The organism is Nocardia sp. NPDC051756, assembly GCF_040681495.1.
Taxonomy (GTDB): Bacteria; Actinomycetota; Actinomycetes; order Mycobacteriales; family Mycobacteriaceae; genus Nocardia.
In genome coordinates this window covers 1174098-1198105 of record NZ_JBFAYV010000001.1, presented here as the reverse complement: position 1 = coordinate 1198105, position 24008 = coordinate 1174098, and the positions used below count along the sequence as shown (strand labels likewise).

The 24008-nt window shown below is 68.0% G+C and carries 20 protein-coding genes; 7 read left to right on the top strand and 13 right to left on the bottom strand.

Annotated features, from left to right (window positions below):
- Positions 1 to 24: 24 nt before the first annotated feature.
- The 11 genes from pgsA to AB0M22_RS05865 all read right to left on the bottom strand — a co-directional run bounded on the left by pgsA (position 25) and on the right by AB0M22_RS05865 (position 14262).
- Complete coding sequence (gene pgsA, locus AB0M22_RS05915) at positions 25 to 717, bottom strand: phosphatidylinositol phosphate synthase (protein WP_364721541.1); 693 nt, start codon at positions 715 to 717, stop codon at positions 25 to 27.
- A 2-nt stretch (positions 718 to 719) separates the two neighbouring features.
- Positions 720 to 1310 (bottom strand): HIT domain-containing protein, encoded by a 591-nt coding sequence (locus AB0M22_RS05910; protein WP_364721539.1) that lies wholly within the window; start codon positions 1308 to 1310, stop codon positions 720 to 722.
- Positions 1307 to 3358, bottom strand: coding sequence for a threonine--tRNA ligase (gene thrS / locus AB0M22_RS05905; RefSeq protein WP_364721537.1), 2052 nt, complete (start codon positions 3356 to 3358; stop codon positions 1307 to 1309). The genes AB0M22_RS05910 and thrS overlap by 4 nt, the downstream gene beginning before the upstream one ends.
- 291 nt (positions 3359 to 3649) lie before the next feature.
- Entirely contained in the window at positions 3650 to 4267 is a 618-nt protein-coding gene (locus AB0M22_RS05900; protein WP_364721535.1) for a (2Fe-2S)-binding protein, read from the bottom strand.
- A complete protein-coding gene (locus AB0M22_RS05895; RefSeq protein ID WP_364721533.1) occupies positions 4261 to 4686 on the bottom strand; it encodes a TIGR02611 family protein in 426 nt (141 codons plus the stop codon). The genes AB0M22_RS05900 and AB0M22_RS05895 overlap by 7 nt, the downstream gene beginning before the upstream one ends.
- A gap of 94 nt (positions 4687 to 4780) precedes the next feature.
- On the bottom strand, positions 4781 to 7033 hold the full coding sequence (locus AB0M22_RS05890; protein WP_364721531.1) for a bifunctional SulP family inorganic anion transporter/carbonic anhydrase: 2253 nt from the start codon (positions 7031 to 7033) through the stop codon (positions 4781 to 4783).
- A 253-nt stretch (positions 7034 to 7286) separates the two neighbouring features.
- Positions 7287 to 9518 carry a bifunctional SulP family inorganic anion transporter/carbonic anhydrase gene (locus tag AB0M22_RS05885; RefSeq protein ID WP_364721529.1) on the bottom strand — a complete coding sequence of 744 codons (2232 nt, stop codon included), beginning with the start codon at positions 9516 to 9518 and terminating at the stop codon, positions 7287 to 7289.
- A gap of 231 nt (positions 9519 to 9749) precedes the next feature.
- A complete protein-coding gene (locus tag AB0M22_RS05880; protein ID WP_364721527.1) occupies positions 9750 to 10826 on the bottom strand; it encodes an SDR family oxidoreductase in 1077 nt (358 codons plus the stop codon).
- Entirely contained in the window at positions 10826 to 12214 is a 1389-nt protein-coding gene (locus AB0M22_RS05875; protein ID WP_364721525.1) for a condensation domain-containing protein, read from the bottom strand. Before AB0M22_RS05875 ends, AB0M22_RS05880 begins: the two co-directional genes overlap by 1 nt.
- Entirely contained in the window at positions 12211 to 13413 is a 1203-nt protein-coding gene (locus AB0M22_RS05870) for a M20 family metallopeptidase (protein WP_364721523.1), read from the bottom strand. Before AB0M22_RS05870 ends, AB0M22_RS05875 begins: the two co-directional genes overlap by 4 nt.
- Positions 13414 to 13470: 57 nt before the next feature.
- Positions 13471 to 14262, bottom strand: a complete 792-nt coding sequence (locus AB0M22_RS05865; RefSeq protein WP_364721521.1) for a methyltransferase domain-containing protein — start codon at positions 14260 to 14262, stop codon at positions 13471 to 13473.
- 261 nt (positions 14263 to 14523) lie between these two features.
- Between AB0M22_RS05865 and AB0M22_RS05860 the strand changes: the two genes are divergently transcribed.
- From AB0M22_RS05860 to AB0M22_RS05830, 7 genes are all read left to right on the top strand, one after another.
- Positions 14524 to 15720 carry an iron-containing alcohol dehydrogenase gene (locus tag AB0M22_RS05860; protein ID WP_364721519.1) on the top strand — a complete coding sequence of 399 codons (1197 nt, stop codon included), beginning with the start codon at positions 14524 to 14526 and terminating at the stop codon, positions 15718 to 15720.
- The gene (locus AB0M22_RS05855; RefSeq protein WP_364721517.1) at positions 15710 to 17026 is read left to right on the top strand and encodes a histidine kinase; all 1317 of its coding nucleotides are present in this window, start codon (positions 15710 to 15712) and stop codon (positions 17024 to 17026) included. Before AB0M22_RS05860 ends, AB0M22_RS05855 begins: the two co-directional genes overlap by 11 nt.
- A gap of 31 nt (positions 17027 to 17057) precedes the next feature.
- Positions 17058 to 18068, top strand: coding sequence for a C-terminal binding protein (locus tag AB0M22_RS05850; RefSeq protein WP_364721515.1), 1011 nt, complete (start codon positions 17058 to 17060; stop codon positions 18066 to 18068).
- A 77-nt stretch (positions 18069 to 18145) separates the two neighbouring features.
- A complete protein-coding gene (locus AB0M22_RS05845) occupies positions 18146 to 19009 on the top strand; it encodes an isocitrate lyase/phosphoenolpyruvate mutase family protein (protein ID WP_364721513.1) in 864 nt (287 codons plus the stop codon).
- The gene (aepY, locus tag AB0M22_RS05840; protein WP_364721511.1) at positions 19006 to 20157 is read left to right on the top strand and encodes a phosphonopyruvate decarboxylase; all 1152 of its coding nucleotides are present in this window, start codon (positions 19006 to 19008) and stop codon (positions 20155 to 20157) included. Before AB0M22_RS05845 ends, aepY begins: the two co-directional genes overlap by 4 nt.
- Positions 20147 to 21547 carry an aldehyde dehydrogenase family protein gene (locus tag AB0M22_RS05835; RefSeq protein ID WP_364721509.1) on the top strand — a complete coding sequence of 467 codons (1401 nt, stop codon included), beginning with the start codon at positions 20147 to 20149 and terminating at the stop codon, positions 21545 to 21547. Before aepY ends, AB0M22_RS05835 begins: the two co-directional genes overlap by 11 nt.
- A 9-nt stretch (positions 21548 to 21556) precedes the next feature.
- On the top strand, positions 21557 to 22348 hold the full coding sequence (locus AB0M22_RS05830; protein WP_364721507.1) for an SDR family oxidoreductase: 792 nt from the start codon (positions 21557 to 21559) through the stop codon (positions 22346 to 22348).
- Here the strand turns inward: AB0M22_RS05830 and AB0M22_RS05825 are convergent.
- The gene (locus AB0M22_RS05825; protein ID WP_364721505.1) at positions 22330 to 22575 is read right to left on the bottom strand and encodes an acyl carrier protein; all 246 of its coding nucleotides are present in this window, start codon (positions 22573 to 22575) and stop codon (positions 22330 to 22332) included. The two genes, AB0M22_RS05830 and AB0M22_RS05825, sit on opposite strands and share 19 nt — an antisense overlap.
- A gap of 10 nt (positions 22576 to 22585) precedes the next feature.
- Positions 22586 to 24004: an AMP-binding protein gene (locus tag AB0M22_RS05820; RefSeq protein WP_364721502.1), complete on the bottom strand. Its 1419-nt coding sequence runs from the start codon at positions 24002 to 24004 to the stop codon at positions 22586 to 22588.
- Between the last annotated feature and the right edge of the window lie 4 nt (positions 24005 to 24008).

Below are 24008 nucleotides of genomic sequence, written 5' to 3'. Positions count from 1 at the left end.
CCACACCACCACGATATGGCGGTCTCACGTCGCGTTCGCCGTTCCGGCCGTAGGGTTTTCGGGTGCGGCCGGTCTGGCCAGCGGGATCACCTCACGCGCGCCCGGCGACCGGCGCACCGCGAGCACCCGCTGGGCCACCGTGACGATGCTGAGCACCGCGAGGATCCACATCGCGACATGCACCGCGTAGGTGAGCCAGTCCAGGCCCCAGTACCCGCCGATCCCGGTGAGCCCGGCCCCGACCAGCACGATGATCAACCGATCCGGCCGCTCGATGATCCCGCCGTCGGCGGACAACCCGCTCGCCTCGGCCCGCGCCTTCGCGTACGAGATCACCTGCGAGGTCACCAGCACCACCAGCGTCGCGGCGAACAACGGCTTGTGCTGCTCGTGATAGACCGCCCACCAAGCCAATCCGCCGAAGATCGCGCCGTCGGCCATCCGGTCGCAGGTGGCGTCGAGCACCGCGCCGTACTTCGTGCCGCCGCCGCGCGCCCGGGCCATCGCGCCGTCGAGCATGTCGAACATGACGAACAACCAGATCACCATGGTCCCCCAGAACAGATGTCCGGACGGGAACAGGGTGACCGCGGCGGCGATCGACGCGGTGGTGCCGATGACCGTCACCGCATCCGGCGTGAGCCCGGTGCTCACCAGCGCTTTGCCCAGCGGCGCAGTCGCTTTGGCAAACGTATCGCGGCCGAAGAAGCTCAGCACTTCTAGTCGACTTCCTTCCAGGCTGCCGACAGCAGCGCCCTCGTCTCGCGTAGCAGCTGTGGCATCACCTTCGCACCGCCGACCACGGTGATGAAGTTCGCGTCGCCGCCCCAGCGCGGGACGATGTGCTGGTGCAGGTGGTCGGCGAGCGAACCACCGGCCACGCCACCGAGATTCAGGCCGACGTTGAAGCCGTGCGGCCGCGACACCTGCTTCATCACCCGGATGGCCTGCTGGGTGAACGCCATCAGCTCGGCGCCCTCGTCCAGCGTGAGGTCCTCGAGGTTGGCCACCTTGCGGTAGGGCACCACCATCATGTGGCCGGGGTTGTACGGGTACAGGTTCAGCACCGCGTACACCAGCTCACCGCGGGCGATGACCAGGCCGTCCTCGTCGGACATCTTCGGGATGTCGGTGAACGGATGCCCGGTCGACGCGGGGTCGGTCGAGGCCGCCTCCGCGATGTAGGACATCCGGTACGGCGTCCAAAGCCGTTGCAGCCGATCGGGTTCGCCCGCGCCACGATCGACGATGCGGCCCTGATCGGCGTCGTTCAGCTCGGAGAGCCCGTCCGGCGCCGTGCGATCACTCATTGCGCACCCTTGATCTCGAAGCCCTCCGCGGTCGGCGAAGCGTTCTCCCGATTCGCGATCCATTCCACAATGGTGGCGACCGCGTCGGCGACCGGCACCCCGTTCACCTGGGTACCGTCGCGGAACCGGAAGCTCACCGCGTCCGCGTTCACGTCCCGCTCGCCGGCCAGCAGCATGAACGGCACCTTCTGCGCGGTGTTGTTGAAGATCTTCTTCTGCATCCGGTCGTCGCTGCGGTCGACCTGCGCCCGCACGCCCGCGTCGTGCAGCAGCTCGATCACCTTGTCCAGGTGCGGCGCAAAGGCTTCCGCGACCGGGATGCCGACCGCCTGCACCGGCGACAGCCAGGCCGGGAAGGCGCCGGCGTAGTGCTCGGTGAGCACGCCGAAGAAGCGTTCGATGGAGCCGAACAGCGCGCGGTGGATCATCACCGGCCGCTGCTTGGTGCCGTCGGAGGCGGTGTATTCGAGGTTGAACCGTTCCGGCAGGTTGAAGTCCAGCTGGATGGTCGACATCTGCCAGGTGCGCCCGAGCGCGTCCTTGACCTGCACCGAGATCTTCGGCCCGTAGAACGCGGCGCCGCCCGGATCCGGCACCAGCTCGAGCCCGGAGGCCGAGGCCACCTTGGACAAGGTCTCGGTCGCCTCTTCCCACAGCTCGTCCGAGCCGACGAACTTGACCGGGTCCTTGGTCGACAGCTCCAGGTAGAAGTCGTCGAGACCGTAGTCCTTCAGCAGGTCGAGCACGAAGTGCAGGGTGCTGGTCAGCTCGGCGTGCATCTGCTCTTTGGTGCAGTAGATGTGCGCGTCGTCCTGGGTCATGCCGCGCACCCGGGTCAGGCCGTGCACCACGCCGGACTTCTCGTAGCGGTAGACCGAGCCGAACTCGAACAGGCGCAACGGCAGTTCCCGGTAGGACCGGCCGCGCGCCCGGAAGATCAGGTTGTGCATCGGGCAGTTCATCGGCTTGACGTAGTAGTCCTGGCCGGGCTTGCGGACGGTGCCGTCCTCGTTCAGCTCCGCGTCCAGGTGCATCGCCGGGAACATGCCGTCCTGGTACCAGTCCAGGTGGCCGGAGACCTCGAACAGGTGCCCCTTGGTGATGTGCGGGGTGTTGACGAACTCGTAGCCCGCGGACACGTGCCGACGCCGCGAGTACTCCTCCATCTCCTTGCGGATGATGCCGCCCTTGGGGTGGAACACCGGCAGACCGGAGCCGAGCTCGTCCGGGAAGCTGAACAGGTCCAGCTCCAGGCCGAGCTTGCGGTGGTCGCGGCGTTCGGCCTCGGCGAGCAGGTGCAGGTACTCTTCGAGCGCCTCCTGGGATTCCCAGGCGGTGCCGTAGATGCGCTGCAGGTCCTCGCGGTTCTGATCGCCGCGCCAGTAGGCGGCCGAGCTGCGGGTCAGCTTGAACGCGGGGATGAACTTGGTGGTCGGGATGTGCGGGCCGCGACACAGGTCGCCCCAGAGCCGATCACCGGTCCGCGGATCCAAGTTGTCGTAGATGGTCAGCTCTTTGCCGCCGACCTCCATGACCTCCGGGTCGTCGATGCCGGACTTGTCGCCGATCAGCTCCAGCTTGAACGGCTCCTTGGCCAGCTCGACGCGGGCCTCCTCGACCTCGACCACGCGTCGCGAAAAGCGCTGCGCGCCTTTGACGATCTTCTTCATCCGGGATTCCAGCTTGGCCAGATCCTCCGGGGTGAACGGCTTGTCGACCTGGAAGTCGTAGTAGAAGCCGTCCTTGATCGGCGGGCCGATGCCGAGCTTGGCCTCCGGGAACTCCTGCTGCACCGCCTGGGCCAGCACGTGTGCGGCGGAATGCCGGATCACACTGCGGCCGTCCTCGGTGTCGGCGGCGACCGCCTCCACCTCGACGTCGGTGTCCGGGGTCCAGGACAGGTCCTTGAGCCCCTCGGCGTCGCGCACGACGACGATGGTGTCCGGGCCCTTGGTCGGCAGCCCGGCCTCGCGCACCGCGGCACCCGCCGTCGTCCCGGCCGGCACCCGGACGAGGGCGGCAGGGGCAGTGCGGGCTGAGGTGGTCACGGCGGTGCTCTCCTTGGAGTTTCTCGGGTGCGGGGACATCCCCGCGGATCATGGCCAGGGCACACCGTGCCCCGGCGCGACCATGCTATCGGCATGCCCACCCCCACGCGCACGCTCGCCCGCCTCTCCGGGTGTTCAGGCCGGATTCAGGTGGGTAGAGAGTGACGTCGGCGACTGGCGGTGCGGTGGTGGATAAGTCAGCCGGTTCCCGGTGAGTTACCCATGTGCTTGCGAAATCAGTGGTGGGGTCTGGCGAAAACGATGGTCGACTGGTGAATCTACGGCTGTCGGTCAGGTGTCCGCAGCCAGTTTTTCCAGCCTCGCCTGGCGGTCGGCGGACGGGCGTTTCGGGCAGCTGGTGCACATTTCGCAGTTGGGGACCTCGTAGACGAGGCAGCAGGAGATGCGTTTGACGAAGGTGCGGCCGCCGATGTCGACGAAACGGGGGGTGGGGAGTTTGCCGCCGATCTCGGTCGCCAGTCGGGCGCCCGCGTCTGGGGAGCCGGCGTCGAGGGCACGGTTGCCGACGGCATCGGCGACGATCGCCCACAGCGACGGCACGCCGGCGCCGGAGACCTCGGCGACCGGACCGATCACGGCCGCAAGGGTTTCCCGCAGTGCCGCACCGGGCTCGGTGGCCTCGTCGGGCTCGGCCAGCACGTGGATGCGCTCCACGCCGCCGTCGGGGCGGACCTCGCAGTCGAAGTGGTCGAGCACCGGCTCGACGGCCCGCTCGTCGCGGGCGTACGCGCGCGCGATCTGCTCGACCAGCGCGGAGGCGACCATGCACCACCACAGCGTGCCCGCGATGCGCGGCGACGTCGTCCCCCACGAATGCCCCATCTCGGCGATCCGTGCCGCCAGCCAGTCCGGCTGGGTCAACGTGCGCCCGGGAACCGTGTTCACCATTTCAGGGGACTGCGTAACCATTGCCACTCGACTCCGATCCAGCTGCCGACCATCCCGAACGTGCCCAATATCCATAGTGTCGCGACAACCAGCGCAAAGGTAGCGCCCGCCGCGAACACGCGCATGGCGGCACCCCGTGCGGAATACCACGCCATACCCTGCCGGTACTTGTCCCGCAGCCAGCCGAGTGCCCGTTGTGCCCAGGCGAATTCGGTGGCCAGGATGCCCAGTCCGGCGAACACGATCGCCCAGCCGGGTCCGGGGTAGGGAATCGTGACGATTCCGACGGCGAGCACCGCGGTGCCGGCCAACGCGACCCCGACCCGATAGGCGAAGTTCAGCGTAGGTCGCGCGGCGATGCGGGCCCGGAAGGCGCGCCAGCCCGTCTGCGTCGATCTTGTCTCCAGGTCAGCCGTCACCTTTCCCAGCGTACGAGACCGACCGGTCCGGCCCAGGTCGCAAACGTCGAGCCCGCCCGAATCGGACAGTTCGGGCGGGCTCGGCGGTCATTGCTCAGACGAGTTCAGGGGTGACCCGATGTCCCGCCTCGTCCTCGATGTGCGCCAGCCCGTTCTCGGTGACCTCGATGACCCGCGCGCTGGCGATGTCGAAGAACAGGCCCGACACCGTCACGCCGCGCTCGGCGACGGCCGCCCGGACCGCGGGGTGCCGTTGCAGGTTTTCCAGCTGCACGGCGACGTTCACCATGCTCAGCTGGTCGACCTCGCCGAAGCCCGCCCGAGCGGCGGCGATCGCCACCGGGTGTCCGCGCCGGACCCGGTCCAGGCTCGGATGGGCGTGCGCGAGCCACTTGTCGATTTCCGGACCGGCTTGGGCGCCGGAGTGCAACGCCTTCATGGCGCCGCACGAGGAGTGGCCGCAGACCACGATGGAACGAACGTTCAGCTCCTCCAGGGCGAAGACCAGTGCGGCGTCCACCGACGGATCACCAACGGCCGGAACCAGATTGCCCACATTGCGCACCGTGAACAGGTCGCCGGGTCCGCTGTTGGTGATCATGTTCGGCACGATCCGCGAGTCCGCGCAGGTGAGGAAGAACGAGTCCGGATCCTGGCTGTCCCGCAGCTCGTCCAGGTGCGGCCGGACGACGTGCGCGTGGCTGCGGTGATAGGCGGCCACGCCGGCCGCGATCGGGTCGGCGTGCTCGTTGCGCCGCCACGGACCGAGGATGTCGGTCCACACCGCGCGCCCGAAGCTGCGCGACGGCGGGCCCGCCGTCGCGTAGGCCATCCTGGCGCTGCCGATTTCCACGAAATCGACACTGCCGCCGTTGCTTTCCTGCTGCCGCACCCAGTCCTCGATGGCCTCGAAGGCGGCGTGGTCGAGGAAGTCGACGGTCATCTCGACGGTGACATCGGCATCGGCGGGCACCTTCGCGAACTCCGCCGACAGCTTCGGCAGCGCGAGGAACGTGCAGGAGCCGTCGATGGTGATCATCCACCGCTGCGAACCCGGAATCTGCCTGGCGCTGATGGCGACCCGCACCACCCGCCACAGCAGCAGCGCGAAGGCCAGCGCGAGGCCGATCAGCACGCCCTCCAGCAGATTGAGGAAGACCACCGCCGCGATGGTGACGACGTAGACCAGCAGATCACCGGTGCGCCGGGCCATCCGGATGTGCGCCAGCTTGACCAGCTGGATGCCGATCACGATCAGCAGGCCGGCCAGCGCCGCCTTCGGAATCTGTTGCACCACACCGGCCAACGCCACCGAGAACACCAGGATCCAGACGCCGTGCAGCACCGCCGACGCGCGGCTGCGCGCGCCCGCCTGCACGTTGGTCGCGCTGCGCACGATCACGCCGGTGACCGGCAGGCCGCCGAGCAGGCCGGAGAGCACGTTGGCCGAACCCTGGCCGATCAGCTCGCGGTCGAAGTTGGTGCGCTGACCCGAGTGCATCTTGTCCACGGCGACCGCGGACAGCAGGCTCTCCACGCTGGCGATCAGCGCGATGGTGATCACCATGAGGATCACGGCGGACCAGTCGCCGCGCGGCAGCTCCGGCAGGCCGATCGCGTCGAACAGCGAGCCGTTCAACACGATTCGCTCGGCGCCGGTCGGCAGCACCATGGCGAGCACGGTGCCCGCGAACACCGCGACCAGCGGTCCGGGGACGACGCGCAGCTTGGCGGGCGCGTACTTCCAGCCGAGCATGATCGCGATCACCACCGCGCCGATGAACACGTCGCCGCCGTGCAGCGACATCAGCTGACTCGGCAGCTGGGTGAGGTTCTTCCACGCCGAGCTGTGCGACGAACCGCCGAGCAGCACGTGAATCTGTTGCAGCGCAATGGTGATGCCGATGCCGGCGAGCATCGCGTGCACCACGACCGGCGCGACGGCCAGCGCGGCGCGGGCAATCCGGCTCAGCCCGAACAGGATTTGCAGGACGCCGGCCGCGGCGGCGATGAAACAGGTTGTTTTCCAACCGAATTGGTTGATGGACTCGGCCACGACGACGGTGAGCCCGGCCGCCGGGCCGCTCACCTGAAGAATGGAGCCGCCGAGCAGGCCGGCGACGATGCCGCCGATCACGGCGGCGATGAGACCGGCGGCGACGGGCGCGCCGGAGGCTACTGCGATGCCGAGGGACAGCGGCAACGCGACCAGAAAGACCACAATGGAAGCGGGCACATCGTGGCGGAGGATCGATTGCAGACGATCGGACAGGGGTCCGGAACCGCGACCCGAGTCCGCTGAGACCGGGGGTGTAATCGGGGGGGCCAAATCGTTTTCGACAGCCATGACTATCTCCTTCGCCGAACCCGGCACAACGGCCGAGGTCGGTTGACGATCAACATGTCCAGCAGGGCACACGACCGCGAACCGGCATCTCGCGGTGAAGCAGTACTCGACGCACCAGTGGGTCGAGTGTTAAACCTCAGTAAGGCTATTAGTAAAGACTAAGCAAAGCCTGAGAATCGTGCTAACTACGCGTTAACACGACGTCCGGACCCGCCTGTCGAGGCGCCGACGCGGCGCCGGACCGTCGCGGCGGTTAAACCGGCTCTGCGGCGACACGGCGGCCCTCGTCGTCGAATTCCGCGATGCCGTCCACGGTCACCTCGATCACCCTGGCCGTGGCGATGTCGAAGAACAGCCCGGACACCGAAACGCCCCGCTCCTCAATCCCCTGCCGCACCGCCGGGTGCGCGTGCAGCGTCTCCAATTGCAGCGCCACATTCACCATGCCCAGCTGGTCCACCTCGCCGAATCCGGCCAGCGCGGCGGCCTCGGCGACCGGGTGCCCGAGCCGGAACCGGTCGAGGCTCGGCCGCGCGTGGGCCAGCCAGTCGCCCAGGCCGGGACCGGTCTGCACCTCGCGGTACAGCGCCTCCATCGCGCCGCAGCCGGAGTGGCCGCACACCACGACCGCGCGCACGTCCAGCTTTTCCAGCGCGTAGATCAGCGCCGCCTCGACCGACACGTCACTGCCCGCGGTGGGGACCAGATTGCCCACGTTGCGGACGGTGAACAGGTCGCCGGGCCCGCTGTTGGTGATGACGTTCGGCACGATGCGGGCATCGGCGCAGGTGAGGAAGAACGAATCGGCGTCGGGACGGTGCCGCAGCCCGTCCAGGTGCGGGCGCATCAGGTGCGCGTGGCTGCGGTGGTAGGCCGCGATGCCCGCCGCGATCGGGTCCTCGCGGATGCCGGTGCGCCGCCACGGGCTGATCGCCTGGTCGATGACCTGCCTGGAGTGCCCCCGCTCGGGCGGGCCGGCCAGCGCGCGGGCCATCCGGGCGCTGCCGATCTCCACGAATTCGACGGTGCCGCCGTCGGATTCGTGCTGCGCGGCCCATTCGGTGATCCGCTCGTAGGCGGCGTGGTCGAGGAAGTCGACCGTCATCTCCATCGTGACCGCCACGCCCGCGGGAACTTTCGCCAGTTCCGCGGACAGCCTGGGCAGCGCGAGGAAGGTGCAGGTGCCGTCGATGGACACCACCCAGCGCCGCGCGCTCGCCACCGGCTCGGCGGTGATCGTCACCCGGACCACCCGCCACAGCAGCAGCGCGAACGACAGCGCGAGCCCGATCACCATGCCCACCAACAGGTTCAGGAACACCACGCTCAGCACGGTCGCGACGTAGACGTACAGATCACCGGTGCGCCGGGCGAGCCGGATGTGCGCCAGCTTCACCAGTTGCACGCCGATCAGGATGAGCAGCCCGGCCAGCGCCGCCTTCGGGATCTGCTGGACCAGCCCGGCCAGCGCCACCGCGAACAGCAGCACCCAGACGCCGTGCAGCACGGTCGCCGCCCGCGATTGCGCGCCCGCCTGCGCGTTGGTGATGCTGCGCACGATCACCGCGGCCACCGGCAGCCCGCCGAGCAGGCCGGACACCATGTTGGCCGTGCCCTGGCCGATCAGCTCGCGATCGAGGTCGGTCGAGGTCTCCGGGCGCAACTTGTCCACGGCGACCGCGGAGAGCAGGCTCTCGACGCTGGCGATCAGCGCGATGGTGACCACGGTGATCGCGATCGCGGTCCAGCTGCCCGCCGGAATCGAGGGCAGGCCGATCGAGTCGAGCAGCGAACCGTTCAGCACCAGCCGCTCGACGTGGGTGGGCAGCGCTAGCGACAGCAGCGTCGCGATCACCACCGCGACCAGCGGTCCCGGCACCGACCGGACCGGGAGCGGCACGAATTTCCAGGCGATCAGGATGACGATCACCACGACGCCGATCAGCAGGTCGCCGCGATGCACCGACATCAGCTGATGGGGCAACTGGACGAGACTGTCGAACGAGGAACTCAGCGAGGTGCCGCCGAGCAGCACATGCACCTGCTGGAGTGCGATGATCACGCCGATCCCGGCGAGCAGGCCGTGCACCACCACCGGCGCGATCGCCAACGCACCGCGGGCAATCCTGCTGAGCCCGAACAGGATCTGCAAGGCGCCGGCCCCGACGGTGATGAAACACGTCGCGGCCCAGCCGAATTGATGCACGCTCGCGGCGACGATCACGGTGAGGCTCGCGGTCGGCCCGGTCACCTGCACCGCCGACCCGCCGACCAGCCCCGCGACCACGCCGCCGACCACCGCCGCGATCAAACCGGCGGCGACGGGCGCGCCGGAGGCGACCGCGACGCCGAGGGAAAGCGGCAGCGCGACCAGGAAAACCACGATCGAGGCGGGCAGATCATGGCGGCCGATACCGGCCAGACGTTCGGATAAAGCAAGGTGGCGCAGCGACGTCCGTGGTGCGGAATCGGTGTCGGTGGACATATTTCTCCTTCGCCGGGCGGACGTGGACCGTCCCGGTTCATCGGTGGAACATGTACTGGCATCGAAAGCGAGCGGCGGGCGTAGCTCAACCGCTCGAGAGCGGCGACCCGGGTGACGCGAAGGTCTGGCTAATAGTAAAGACTTCGCAAAGCATTTGGAAAGGTTTCAGGTGGAATCGGCATAACCGTCACCGAATTGTGATCCAGATCACTGCGTTCTGGCAAGGGGTATCTACTTCAGGTACCAGGCGATCAGTCGTTCGAGCAGGGCCAGATCGCAGGCCTCGTCCGGGACGGTGAGGGCGGACTCGAGGTTGCGGCGGTCGAACTCGATCCGTTCCAGCAGGTACTTGCCGGTGTAGGCCATGCGGGTGGCGACGGCTCGGTCCAGTGCGGTGAGCGTGCCGTCGTCCCATTCCCGCGGGGTGACGGGGCGCAGCGTCATGCCGAGGCCGGCCCCGATCATGCGGACCGTTTCGTCGGCTCGAACGCCGAGGCGGTCGGTCAGGTTGACGATCTGCGGCAGATTCTCGGCCTCGGAAAGTCCCAGCAACCACTCCACCGTCGTATCGATCGGGACGAGATTGAGCGTCGCCCCGTCGGCCACTTGCACCGCGGCGTCGCCGCCGGGGAATCGGCGCGCGACTCGTTTCATGTTCGACATGAAGTTGTAGATGCCGAAATCCGAAGTGGTGTGGGCGGTTTTGGCCGACCCGACCACCTGCCCCAGGCGGAACACCGCGCCATCGATGTGGTGCTCGCGGATGAAATCGCGGAAGACCAGCTCGCCGCCGCACTTGGTCGCCTCGTAGACGGTCCGATACTGGGTGGCGTCGGTGGGCGGCAGCCAGGTCTCCTCGCTGGGCGTGTCCGATACCCCGCCGACGTAGGCGGTGCTGATCAGGAAGAACCTGGAGCCCGGCCGGCTGTGTTCGACGAACAGTCGCAGCGCCCGCTCGGTTCCCCTGGTGTTCACGTCCTGAAGCAGCGCGGGCCGATTGGGCGAAAGGTCTACCGCGGCAGCGAAATGCCAGAAATCGCAGGGTTCGGAAAAGATCGCCGCCGCTTCGAAGTCGTTGATGCCCAGGTATTCCTGGGTGAGTTCGCAGTCGTAGGTCTCGAGCTCGGTGACGTCGGGCAGTGTCTCCCCGTCGATGATCGTCGCCGATTCGAGCGCCTCTGGGACGCGCGTCCGGGCCCCTCTGGCCAGCGCTTTCACCCGAATGCCGCGTTCGAGCATCGCGCAGATCGTATTACTGGCCACGTAGCCGTTCGCGCCGTCCACCACGGCCACTCGCGAATGTCCCATCAGACGCTCCACATATCGCGGTCGAAGCGGCGGTCGATGGTGCCGGCCAGCCGATGCAGGGCGACGCCGGGATCCTGCGCGGCCTCGACGCACAGGTCGACCACGCTCGCGCACATGGCGGCGGCCAATTCGTCGTTCCATAAGCGCTGTGCCGCATTGAAAGTCATGGCCATCGCCTCCTGTGTTCCCTTGATCGTGAGCATGCCGTCGATCGGCAGCACATTGCCCACCGATGTCGCGCGCAGCGCGTAATCCGCGGCGACGCACTCGGGTCCGAACAGCGACTCCCCCACCGACGCCTTCGGCACATTCAGCATCTGCACCGGAAACAGGGCGCTGTGCGGATCGATCAGCGCGACGGACAGATCCGGGCAGTCCTCCAGCACCTCGATGAAGGGGTACCACTGAAATCGATAGGCCAGCAGGCAGTTCTGTTTGAACGATGCGACGAGATCGGCGAAGGACAGCTCCGGCGACCAGCGGAACGCGACCATGAACGGATTGAAGAGCATCGCCACCGACTCGTGGAACCGCGGATCCTTGCGGCCGTGGCTGAAGGTCGGCATGAGGTACGCGGCGGATCCACTGAGATGTCCGAGGATGAAGCCGTACGCGGCGGCGATCACCATGAACGGTGTCGCGCGGAGCTTTCCGGCCAGCGTGCGCACCGCGGCGAGTTCCGCGGACGTCCATCGACGATCGCCGCGACAGGTGATCGCCCGGTCGTCCGGCGACGCCTTCGCGGCAATGCGCAGAACCTCCAGGGAGCCAAGGTATTCCGGCCAGAACGCGCGGGCCGCGTCCGCCTCCGGTGACTCCAGCGCGGCCAGTTCGTCGAGCACGAGCCGGCCGTAGCGCACCGCGGGCGGTTCGGGTTTCGGTTCCAGTCCGGCGGCGGCGCGGTAGAACCGCCCGATATCGCGTTTCAGCACTTCCAGGGACCATGCGTCGGCGACGCTGTGGTGCGCCGTCACCTGGAGTAGCCGCTGATCCGATGCGCGTTCGAGCAACAGCACGCGGACCAACGGCGGTAGGGCGAGGTCGAAGGGAGAGTTGTTGTGCTCGACCAGCTTTCCGGCGATGTCCGGCGCATCCCAGGACGCGCCGGACACCCGCTCGACCGTCGTCTCGGGTTCGATGTCGGAGCCGATGACCTGCTCGTCCATGCCACGACCACGCACGATGGCCGTGCGCAGTGCGTCATGCCGCTCGATCGTCCGAGCGATCGCGTCGAACAGCCGATTCCGGTCCAGCGCTCCGTCGATGGTGAGCCGGAAGGAGATATTGAACGCCTCCGCCGCCCCGCCGGGCCGGATCGATTCGAGGAAATCCAGCAGGTGCTGCCCCGGCGTCAAGGGCAACCGCTCGATCGATTCGGCCGGGCTCATTGCGAGCCTTGATGCAGAAAGTCCTGTGCGGCAACGGCATACGCCAGCGCGTACCGCTTGAGGTCATGCACCTCCACGTACTCGTCGACCATGTGGGCGATCCACTTGCCACCTGGCCCGTATACCACGCTCGGGACGTTGCCGAAATGGGTCAGGATGGTGCCGTCGGTGGTGCCGGGCACGCCGCCGAGCACCGGCCGGACACCGTTGACCCGCTCGTGCGCCCTCACCAGCGCAGTGACAAGTGGTGTGTCCGAACCGGTTTCGACCCACGGGCGATCATCGATCACCGTGACCGCCGAGCCGATCTCGCACTCCCCGACGGCGGTATCGATGCACTCGCCGATCCGCTTCAGCAACATCTCGTGATCCACCCCGGGCACGGTGCGCACATCCAGGTAGAGCGAGCTGGTCCCGCAGATCACGTTCATCTGCTCCGCGGTGCCGGCCTGCACCACCGTCGGCGTGATGGAGGGTGCGCCGAGCGCGGGCGTACTCCCCACCTCCGCGATCAGCTTGCGCTCGAGCGCCGCCAGGCCGAGCACCACCCTGGCCATGGCGGGCACCGTGTTCCGGCCCTGAAACGGCATCGCGCCGTGACTCATCACGCCGGTGAATTCCACCCGCAGCCGGATCGCGCCCTTCGAAATCGGGCACACCTCATCGCCTTCCGGCTCGCAGCAGATCACCCCGTCGACGTCGCGGACGAAGCCTTGGGCCACCGCCGCTTTCGCGCCGGTCATCATGCCCTCTTCGTCGCACAGCATGAGCAGCCGGATCCGACCGGGGAACGGACCGGACAGCTGCACGGCCCGTGCGGCGTAAAGCATTGCCGCGACACCGGCTTTCATGTCGGCGGAGCCACGGCCGTAGAGCTTTCCGTCGCGGATCTCGCCGCCGTACGGGTCGACGGTCCACTGGCCGGTATCGCCCTCGGTCACCACATCCAGGTGACCTTCGAAGGCCAAGGTCGGGCCCGCGCCACCGCCGCCGTTCAACGTCACCACGATGTTCGGCCGGCCGCCGGCATCGAAAAACTCAGCGCGCCAACCCCATTCCTCGATCTTGGCGAGCAGGAAGGCGGCTACCGCGCGCTCGCCCCTGCCCTCCTCGTGTAAGGCATGGGTCCGCACGAGCTGCTGTGTGAACTCGATGAGTTCTTGCTCGTCGATGCCGGCATCCAGCGACGCGATGTCCACGGTGTGACCCCCAGAAGTCAGGTTTGTCCATGCTACGGCGCGGCCGGTGTCTCCGGGCTAGATCCGGGTCCGTTGCGTCGTGATCCACGACATCGCCTGCCGCAGCCCGGTGACCTCGCCCGCCTCGGTCGCGACGGTCGTCCCGAAGGTGCCGTCGTCGTCGATCTGCCCGAGCGTCAACAACTGTCGCCGGATCTCGGCCGACTCGTCCGGCCCCGCGCCGCCGTCGTCGAGCCATTCCGCCAGCGGCCGGAAACTGGTCGTCCGGTGGCCTTCGACGATGTCGAGCGAGTTGTCCAGCAGCAGGTCGATGAGCTGACGCTCGGTGAGCGTGCAGGCGTGCCCCGGGTCGCGCAGGCGCTGTAGCTCCTCGAACCGGAGGTGCGCGGCGCCGGACAGGCCGGTGACGTTGTCCGCGACGATGACATGACCGCCCGGCCGGACCACCCGCGCCATCTCGGCGACGACGATGTCCGGTCGTTGCACATGGTGCAGGGCGCGCGTGCACATGACGAGATCGAAGGTGTCGTCCGCGAACGGCAGCTCCTCGACCATGGCGACCACCAGCTGCACGCCGCTGACCCCGTCGTTGGCGCGCGCCTGTTCGAGCATCTGCACCGACGAGTCGACGCCGACGATCTTCGCCCGCACACCCACTTTCGCGGCCACGGCGGCCGCGGCGGCGGTCCCGGTGGCGACGTCGAGGGCCCGTTCGAAGGCCAACGGCCGGATCATCTCGGCGAGCAGTTCCACGTCCAGGCGGCGCGCCTGACCGCCCGCGTACGCCTGCGCAATTGTCGCGAACCTCAACTGGTTTCGGGAAACCTGCTCGCGGTAGCCATCGGTCATCTGTCGCACCTTCGGCGCCGTGAGTTCCGGCAATGCCACGGAACTGGTGGGACGGCGAACTCGGATATTCGCCGATATTCAACCGCCCTACGGTACCGTGTATTCACGCAAAAAGCCGCGTCCGTACACCGGGGGGACATCATCGGGACTGCCCGGTTCGTGGTCGCCACGGCGACCGGCCGGCGGTGCCCGAGATGTTGCCGGAGTCCGTATCACGGTGCCCTGCGGTAGTTCTCGTCGTTCGTGGGAGGCAGGTGGTCGATGGACGCCGCCCAGGTCCGGGTCAGCACCCTGTTGCTCGACTCGCCGCGCACGATCGTCGGAATGCGCGCCGCCGAGGTCGCCGCCGACGTCGTGGCCGCCGCGGCCCGGACGCGGGTTCCCCGCGTGCTCGTGATCGCGGGCAGTGGCTTCGCCCTCCGCAGCTGGTCCGAACCGCTACTGGCGGCATTGGGGACCTTCCCGCTGCACGTCGTGACCCAATCCGGCTTGCCGACACCCGAATCCGTGGCGCGGCTCGCCCGCGAGGTGCGGGCGCATCGCGCCGACGTGGTCGTCACGGTCGGCGGCGGCAGCGTCATGGACGCGGGCAAAGCCGCTGCGGCGCTGTCGGTCCGCCCCGATCCCACTCCCCAGTTGGTGGTGCGGATGTGCGCCGAGGACGCGGGCGCGGAGGATGTGCCGCCGATCATCGCGCTGCCGACCACACCGGGGACCGGTGCGGAAGCGACGCCGTTCGCCACGATCTGGCACCGCGACCGAGGCCGCAAGCTCTCCCTGCGCGGGTCCGCGCTCCAGCCTGCGACGGCGATTCTGGACCCCGACCTGCTCATCGGACTGCCCGAGGCCCATCTCGTCAGCTGCCTGCTGGACACCCTCGCGCAGGGCCTGGAGGGCGCCTGGTCGATCCGGGCCGACGAGCGGTCCGAATGGCTGGGCGCGGCCGCGTGGTCGCTGCTGGCCGAGTTGCTCGACGAGCCGCACGCGGGCCTGGGATCGGCGGACCGGCACGCGGCCCTGCTCGCCGGGCACTTCGCCGGACGCGCGATCGCCATCGCGGGAACCACTGTGTGCCATGCGATCTCGTACCCGCTGACGCTTCGCTACGGACTGAGCCACGGCCATGCCTGCGGGCTCACCCTCGCGTCGGTGCTGCGCTACAACGCACTCGTCGGCGACGACTGCGCCGATCCACGCGGAGCCGATCGAGTGCACGGCGCGATCGCCCAGGTGGTGCAGGCGGCAGGCGTGGGCACTGTCGACGAGTTGGCCCGGAATATCGAGGCGCTCGTGCGGTCGCCCGCGCTACCGCCGGCCCCGGACATTCGCCACGACGCAACTCGGATCGCCACCGAGGCACTCGCTTACGACCGCGCGGGAAACAATCCCCGTCGGGTCGACGGGGAGGGCCTGACGCGCCTATTGGCCGGGACCGCGGAGAGAGACTATGCGCGTTGACAATTACAAGGTCATGCACTGGCTGAACACCAGGAAAATGACGACCGGGCAGGTGGCCGAAGCCGTCGGCCTGGACCACGGGCATTTCGAGAAACTGCTGTCCGTCGGCGACGAGTGGCCGGACGAGGTCGCCGACGCGCTGGCCAGAGCACTACAGATCAGCCCTGAGCAGCTGGTCGCCAGCGGTCGCTCCGATCTGACCGTGCTGGTCCGCACGGCCGAGGATCTGCGCGCTACCCGGCGTCCTATTCAGCGCGACGGCATTCACTTCTACAACTACTACACAATGGCGGCGCCACAGGGCGCGGTCGCGCCGGTCATTCTCGATATCCTCTGTCCCGCCGACCGATTGCCGGCCTTGAACAATGGGCACCTGGAACCAGCCATCACCATCAATCTCGGGCCCGGCGATATCCACGGGCGGTGGGGCGCGGAACTCGGCGCGGCGACCTGGCAGGTGATCAGCGCCAATCCCGATGACGACAATTGGATCGTCGGCGACTCCTATGTCGAACCGTCCTATTGCCCGCACACCTACTCGCTGGCGTCCGACACCCCGGCGCGCATCGTTTCTTACACCGGCCAGTCCGCCCTTGCCGGGCTCATCGAAGACTTCAACGACTGGTCCGATCCCGCCGCGAATGCGATGCTCGGCTGGCTCGACGAAAGCCTGACCCCGCAGACCGTCGCCACCCTGCTGCTTTCTCGCCGCGGACACACCATCGAGTCCGCCGCCGAGGCGCTGGGTATCCGGCCGAACGATCTGACCGCGGCGCTCGATGAGGGCACCCTCGCGTTATTACGTGACCTGGGAACAACATTCGGCTTCGACTACCGGCTGCTGCTCCGCCCCGCGACCAGACACGACGCCGTGGGCAAGACCTTCAAGGACATCGCGGAGTGCCGCAAGGAAATACGCGATTTCCAGGGCTACGGGGTCACCTCGCTGGCGTCCGCCCCGCACCTGCCCGATCTCACCGGACTCTTCCTGCGCGTGTCCGGCGACGGCGGCGCGAACCTCTGCGAACCGGCCGAGTCCCACTACCTGGTGACCGCCGGATCGCCCACGCTGCACTGGACCGATGCCGCAGGGCAGGACCGACATTCGGAGCTGGCGGTCGACGCGTCGGCCTGGGTCGCGCCGTTCGTCACGCATCGCTGGACCGGCGACGGCGCGTTGATCAAGCTCGGCTCCGGACGACATCTCGGCTACCTCGACCTGTACGAGCTCACCAATACCTATGCCGCCGTGTCGACTGTGCGGCGCGGCCGCCGCGACAGTCGCGGCTGGGGTTACGACTCTTGAGAAACACCTTGCGTCACAACGGGAGACAAGATTGCGCGTCGTCTACACCGATCCCGCCTGGGCACTCGACGACCAGGGGCAGCCGGATCTCGCCCGAGCCGATATCGAACGCTCCGTGTTCGGCGCCGATATCGACCTGCGCCTCGGACTGTTCGACGGTCGATACCAGGTGCAGGGTAACGACTTTCATGACCATGTGCGTGGCGCCGATGCTTTGGTGATCTATCGCTGTCAGGTGACGCGGGAACTGCTCGAGGCGATCGAGCCGACCTGCCGGGTCATCGCGCGCAGCGGTGTCGGCATCGACAACCTGAACGCACCGCTGCTGGACGGAACCGGCATCGTCTCGTTCAACGTCCCCGACTACTGCGTCGACGAGGTCAGCACCCACACGCTTGCCCTGCTGCTCGCGCTGGAGCGCAAAGTCTGTACCCAGGACCGCCTGGTCAAGGCCGATCAATGGAACATCCACGCGGGCGGCGTTCCGCGCCGGGTCTCGGCCTGTACCGCGGGCATCATCGGCTTCGGCCGCATCGGCCGCGCGACCGCGCGCAAGCTACAAGCGTTCTACAAGACGATCATCGCCTACGACCCCTACGTCTCGCCCGATCTCATGGCCGGGTACGGGGTAACCGCCGCAACGGATTTGGCCGAGCTGTTCGCCACCGCGGACGCCGTCGTCGTCCACGCGGCGCTGACCGAGGAGACCGACCGGCTCGTCGATGCCGCCGCCCTCGCCGAGGTCCGCCCGGGCGCCCTGTTGGTCAACACCGCCAGAGGTCGGCTGGTCGACCCGGCCGCCGCCCTGGCGGCGCTCGAGGCAGGCCGGCTCGGCGGTTTCGCGTCGGACGTGTTCACGCCCGAGGACCCCAACCACGATCCGACCGCCCGCAAGCTGCTGACCCGGGAGGACGTGGTGGTGTCGGCGCACCGCGCGTTCCTCTCGATCGAATCCGAACGCAGTTGCCGGCGCCGGGTCGCCGAGGGCGTCGCCAGTGTCCTGGCCGGCGGGCCCCCGCCCGCCGCAGGCAGAGTGACCTGATCCGAGAGGCAGTGCGCGTGATAGAGAACTTCCCTGTTCAAACAGGATCACCGGCCGAGTTTTCCGCCGGAACGCGGTTGCGCGGGCTGCTCGCCGAGCCCGAGCCGACGTACCTGATGGGCGCGCATGACGGCCTGAGCGCCCGCATCGCGGCCGAGGCCGGATTCGCCGGCATCTGGGCGTCCGGTCTCTGTATGTCGACCGCGCTGGGCGCTCGGGACAGCGACGAGGTGTCCTGGGGCGAACTCCTGGATCTCGCCGCCCGGGTGGTCGACGGCGGCGTCCCGGTCCTCGTCGACGGCGACACCGGCTACGGCAACTTCAACACCGCGCGGCGCTTCGCCGCCCGCGCCGAGCAGATCGGCGCGGCGGGGATATCCATGGAGGACAAGGTTTTCCCGAAGATGAACTCCTACTTCGGCGACAGTCATCCGCTGGCGCCGATCGGCGATATGTGCACCAAGATCGCGGCCTGCCGGGACCAGGTCGGCGCCGAGTTCGTGCTGGTGGCCCGCACCGAGGCGCTGATCGCCGGGGCCGGGCTGGCCGAGGCGCTGCGGCGGGCCGAGGCGTATCGGCAGGCGGGCGCCGATGCCATCTTCATCCACTCGCGCAAGCAGACCATCGACGAGATCGCCGAGTTCACCCAGGAATGGGCGGCGCGGTTGCCGCTGGTGATCGCGCCGACGACATATCACACGGTCCCCCGGGAGACCTTCGCCGAACTCGGTATCGCCGCGGTGATCTGGGCCAATCAGGCGATGCGGGCCTCGGTGGCCGCGATGCGGCAGGTGTGCCGGGCGCTGCTGCTCGACGGCCCGACAGCGGTGGAGCCGAGCATCGCCTCGCTCGCGGAAGTGTTCGCGCTCATGGGTTATCCGGAGCTCGAGGTCGACGAGGCGCACTACATCGAGTTGGCGCGGAAGTGGGTGGATTCGTGATCGAAGCCGACGATCTACTCGGCGGGCTGATCGCGCGGGGTGTGGTCGATGTGGTCGGGGTGCCGTGCTCGTATCTGACGCCGATCATCAACCGGGTGGCGTCCGGTTCGGCGGCGGGGTATCTGCCGGTGACGCACGAGGGTGAGGCGGTGGCGATCGCCGCGGGCTGCTGGCTGGCCGGTGCCACGGCGTGCGTGATGGGGCAGAACTCGGGACTCGGCAATATGGTCAATCCGCTGACCTCGCTCAACTATCCCGGTCGAATTCCGGTGCCGCTGATCATCAGTTGGCGCGGGGAACCAGGGTGTCCGGATGAGCCGCAGCATGAGCTGATGGGGGCGATCACGCCCGGGTTGCTGGAGATCATGCGGGTCGGTCATGCGGTGATACCTGCCGAGCCCGCCGAAGTGGATGCGTGCCTGGCGGGAGGCTGGGCCGAAATGGACCGGGAGCAGCAGCCTTTCGCGTTCATTCTGCGGAGCGGGGTCATGGCCGCGCAGAAGCTAGAGGAACCGTCGCTTGCTGCCGCCGTGATTCCGGTGGTAACGCGCTCCCCCGAGAATCGTGCTGCGCCAACGCGTTCGGCGGCGCTGGAGGCGCTGGTCGGATCGCTGCCCGATTTCGCGGCCGTGGTGTCGACCACGGGTAAGACCAGCCGTGAGCTGTACACGATCGCCGATCGGCCGCAGCACTTCTATCTGGTCGGTGCGATGGGGTCGGCGAGCGCTGTCGGGCTCGGCGTTGCGCGGCATACCCGCCGATCCGTGGTCGTGATCGATGGCGACGGTGCGGCGCTCATGCGGCTCGGCACGTTGGCGACGGTCGGCGCCCACGGTGGGCCGAACCTGATACATGTGTTGCTGGACAACGGGGTTCACGATTCCACCGGCGGGCAGCAGAGCCTCGCGGCGCAGGTCGACTTCCCGGCCGTCGCGCGGGCCTGCGGATACGCCCGGGTGTACGACTGTGCCGATCTTGCCGAATTCACCGAGGCGGTCAAGGTCGCACAGGTCGAGGCCGGGCCGGCGTTCATATATCTGGCGATTCGACCGGGCTCGATCGCCGAGTTGGGCCGGCCCGCGGTGTCGCCGGCCGAAGTGGCAAGGCGGTTCAGGGATTTCGTGACAGGAGTCGAGCATGTTTCGTGATGGCGCGGTACAACCCTCGTCCGACCAACTCGCCGTGCGTAATCCGTGGAACGGGGAGACCGTCGGCGTGGTCGCGCGCGACACCGCCGCTCAGCTTGACGAGGCGATCCTGGGTGTTCGAGCTGCTTGGCGGCCGCTGCGACCGGACCAGCGGGCGGCGATCCTCGGCCGGGCCGCCGAACTGATCCGCGAGCGATCGGCGGAACTGGCCGAACAGATCTCCCGGGAGTCGGGCGTCTGTATTGCCGAAACCCGCAAGGAGACCGAACGAGCCGCGGCCAACCTTGTTGTCGCGGCCACCGAGACCGAGCGGTTGCGCGGGGAGAGCATTCCGGTGCCGGGGCAGGATCGGTTGGCGCTCACCAAGTTCGAGCCGATCGGGATTGTCGCGGCCATCACGCCGTTCAACCGGCCGCTCAATCAGGTAGTGGTGAAGGTGGCACCGGCCGTGGCCGCGGGTTGTGCGGTTGTGCTGAAACCTTCGGAGAAGACACCACTTACGGCGTTGGCCTTTGCCGAAATCCTGTTGGAAGCAGGGCTGCCGGCCGAAAACCTCGTCGTTACAACGGGTGAGCCCGGCGTGCTCGGTCCGGCGTTGGCCGGTCACCCGGACATCGATATGGTCACCTTCACCGGCTCCGTGAACACCGGACGGGCCGTATCCGCGGCGGCCGCGGGCAAGCAGATCCTGCTGGAGTTGGGCGGAAACGATCCGCTGATCGTCTTGCCCGATGCCGATCTCGCGCTTGCCGTGCAATTGGCGGGCCAAGGTTCCTTCGCCACCGCCGGACAGTCGTGCCGAGGGATCAAGCGGGTGATCGTCGTCGGCGCGGTGGCCGACGACCTCGTCGCCGGGCTGGTCGAGGCCGCACGCCGCAAACAGGCCGGGGATCCCCTCGATCCTGCCACCGACGTCGGGCCGCTGATCAGCGAGGAGGCGGCCGTCACCGTCGAACGACGAATCGGCGACGCGGTCGCCGCGAATGCGAAACTCCTGCTCGGCGGCGATCGGCGCGGTCCACTCATCACGCCCGCGGTCCTTGATAACGTGCCTGCCGACGCCGAATTGGTGGTCGAGGAGACGTTCGGTCCGGTCGCCCCGGTCATCCGGGTGGCCGACACCGCCGAGGCGATCCGGGTCGCGAACAGCACGCGATACGGATTGCAGGCCGGGGTGATCACCGCGGATATAGCCGAATTCACCGAGATCGCCGCCGCGCTGCGGGTCGGTGCCGTAAACCTCAATGCGGGACCACATTTCGACTCACCACACATCCCGTTCGGCGGGGTGAAGTCCAGCGGGACCGGCCGCGAGGGCATCCCCTACTCGATTCGGGAGATGAGCACCATCAAGACCATCACGCTGCCCTACCCACTACATCAAGGTTAGGACGAACCCATGACCGCGGAACCCGCTTCGCCCGACTACCAGGCCCTGTTCCGGCTCGACGGGAAACGCACCCTCGTGATCGGCGCGGGCAGCGGCATCGGCCGCGAATCGGCGCTCGCCCTCGGCGCACTCGGTGCCGAGGTGACCTGTGCCGACATCGATCTCGCGACCGCCGAGGAAACCGCGAAGGCGGCCGGGCCGCTGGCTGCCGCCATCCAGTTGGATGTGCGCGACGCGGCGGCCGTCGAGGCAGCCGCCGCGGCGCTGCCGGAGCTGGACGTCCTCGTCTTCACCACCGGGCGCAATGTCCGCAAGCGGCTGCTCGACTACGCGGTGGACGAATTCGATGCCGTCGTCGACCTGAATCTGCGCGGCGCGTTCCACCTGCTTCGCGCGTTCGGCCGGGGAATGGTCGAACGCGGGAGCGGTTCGATTGTCGGGATGTCGTCGATCCGGGCGATCACCGTGGAGCCCGGGCAGGCGGTGTACGCGGCGACCAAAGCCGGTCTGCTCCAACTGATTCGCGGGGCCGCCGCGGAGTTCGGCCCGGCCGGAGTCCGGGTGAACGCGGTCGCGCCGGGGGTTGTGCGCACTCCGCTGACCGATCCGATCTTCGAGGTGCCGGAGTGGCAGCAGGCCTACGCGGACAAGAGCGCGCTCGGGCGGTGGGCGCAACCGAGCGAAATCGCCGGGGCGGTCGCGTTTTTGGCGTCCGACGCGTCCAGCTTCGTCACCGGGACGATGTTGACCGTCGACGGCGGATGGACCGCCGTCGACGGACGCTACGAACCGCCGCGCTGAGCCGGCGGCGAATCGACCAGCGGGACCGCGTCGTGCACGAACGTCCCCATGTCGGGGGCCTCGAACAACAGGTTCATCGGGAGTTCGACGCCGAATTCCGTACGCAGCGCGGTCATCAGCTCGCCGGCCAGCAGGGAGTCGCCACCCAGCTCGTAGAAGTTCGCGGCGGGTTCGGTATAGCCGGTGCCGCACACCTGCCCGACGATGACCCAAATACGTTCCTGCACAACCGCTCTCCTAGTCTGTTCGGCGCAGCTTGCCGGCGGCGGTCCGGCGCACGTCGGCCACGATCTCGATCACTCGCGGGGTCTGGGCTCTGGTCAGTTCCGCGCGGCAGCTGTGCCACAGCTCGGCCGTGATCTGCTCCGGGTTGCCCCCGTTCAGGCTGACCGCGGCGTGCACGACCTCGCCGAGCGCGGGGTCGGGCATGGCGCGGACCCGGACATCGCGGACGGCGGGATGGTGTTCCAGGACTCGTTCGATGTCGCGGGGGAAGACCTTGACGCCGCCGACGTTGATGGCGTCGTCCTTGCGGCTCACGAGCGTGACGTAGCCTTCGGCGTCCATGCACGCGAGATCACCGACGCTGAAATGGCCGTCTACCTCGGCCAGTTTCGGTCCGCCGCCGATGTAGGCCGGCTGGGTGGCGTCGTCGTCGGTCATGAACAGCTCGCCGGTCTGCCCGACCGGGACCTCCTGGAGGAATTCGTCCAGGATTCGCACCGAACAGTGCAGCGGACGGCCGACGGAGCCGGGGTGTCGCAGCCATTCGTCGCCGCGGATGCTGAGCACGCCGATCCGCTCGACGCTGCCGTATTCCTCGTACACCCTGGATGGTTCGATCAGTTCCAGCCAGCGACGTTTCACCGATTCGGGGCATCTCGCCGCTGTGTGCACGACCAGCCGCAGCGACGAGAAACGTTGGCTGTTCCCGTGACTCGCTTCGATGAGCGTGCCCATCTGCGCGGGCACGGTCCGAAGTACCTCTACCCGTTCGGATTCGAGCAGATCGAGGAACAGCTTGGGGGAGGCGTTGCCGGGGATGATGATGCGGTGGCCCAGGGCGAGGCCGTGGTAGAGCGCACCGAAACCCGCGTGGTAGAGCGGGAGTCCGACGATTTGGGTCTGGCCGTAGGCCATTCCCCGTTCTTTCTCCTTGCTGCTGAGTGGTCCGGAGTCTGCGTAAGTCCATGGGCGGTTTCGGATGATGAGTTTGGAGACGCCGGTTGTTCCGCCGGAGAGGGAGATCGATCTCGGGACTCCGTCCGCCGGTAGTTCGGTCGGGACGGTCCGGTCGTGCGAAGCAAGCAGGGCCAGGTCGTTGCCCTCGACCACCCAACCGCGCGAATAGCGTTCGACGATGTCGGATTTCACGGTCTCCGACCAGCGGTAGTCCACCGGGAGGACGGCCGCGCCGACCTCCCACAGCGCCAGCGTTGCGATGACGTGGCCGATTCCCGGTGGCAGGGCGACCGCAACCAGGTCGCCCTGGTGTAAACCCTTCTGCCGGTACGCTTCCGCTTGCTCGTGCATTCTGGTCACGAGGTCGTGCCAGGTGATCTCTTCGCCGGCGGTGAAGCCGCGCACTCGGACGGCGCATTCCTGCGGCCGGTCCGCGGCCGTACGCGCGACCAGTGCACAGATCGAGACGGTCATGCAC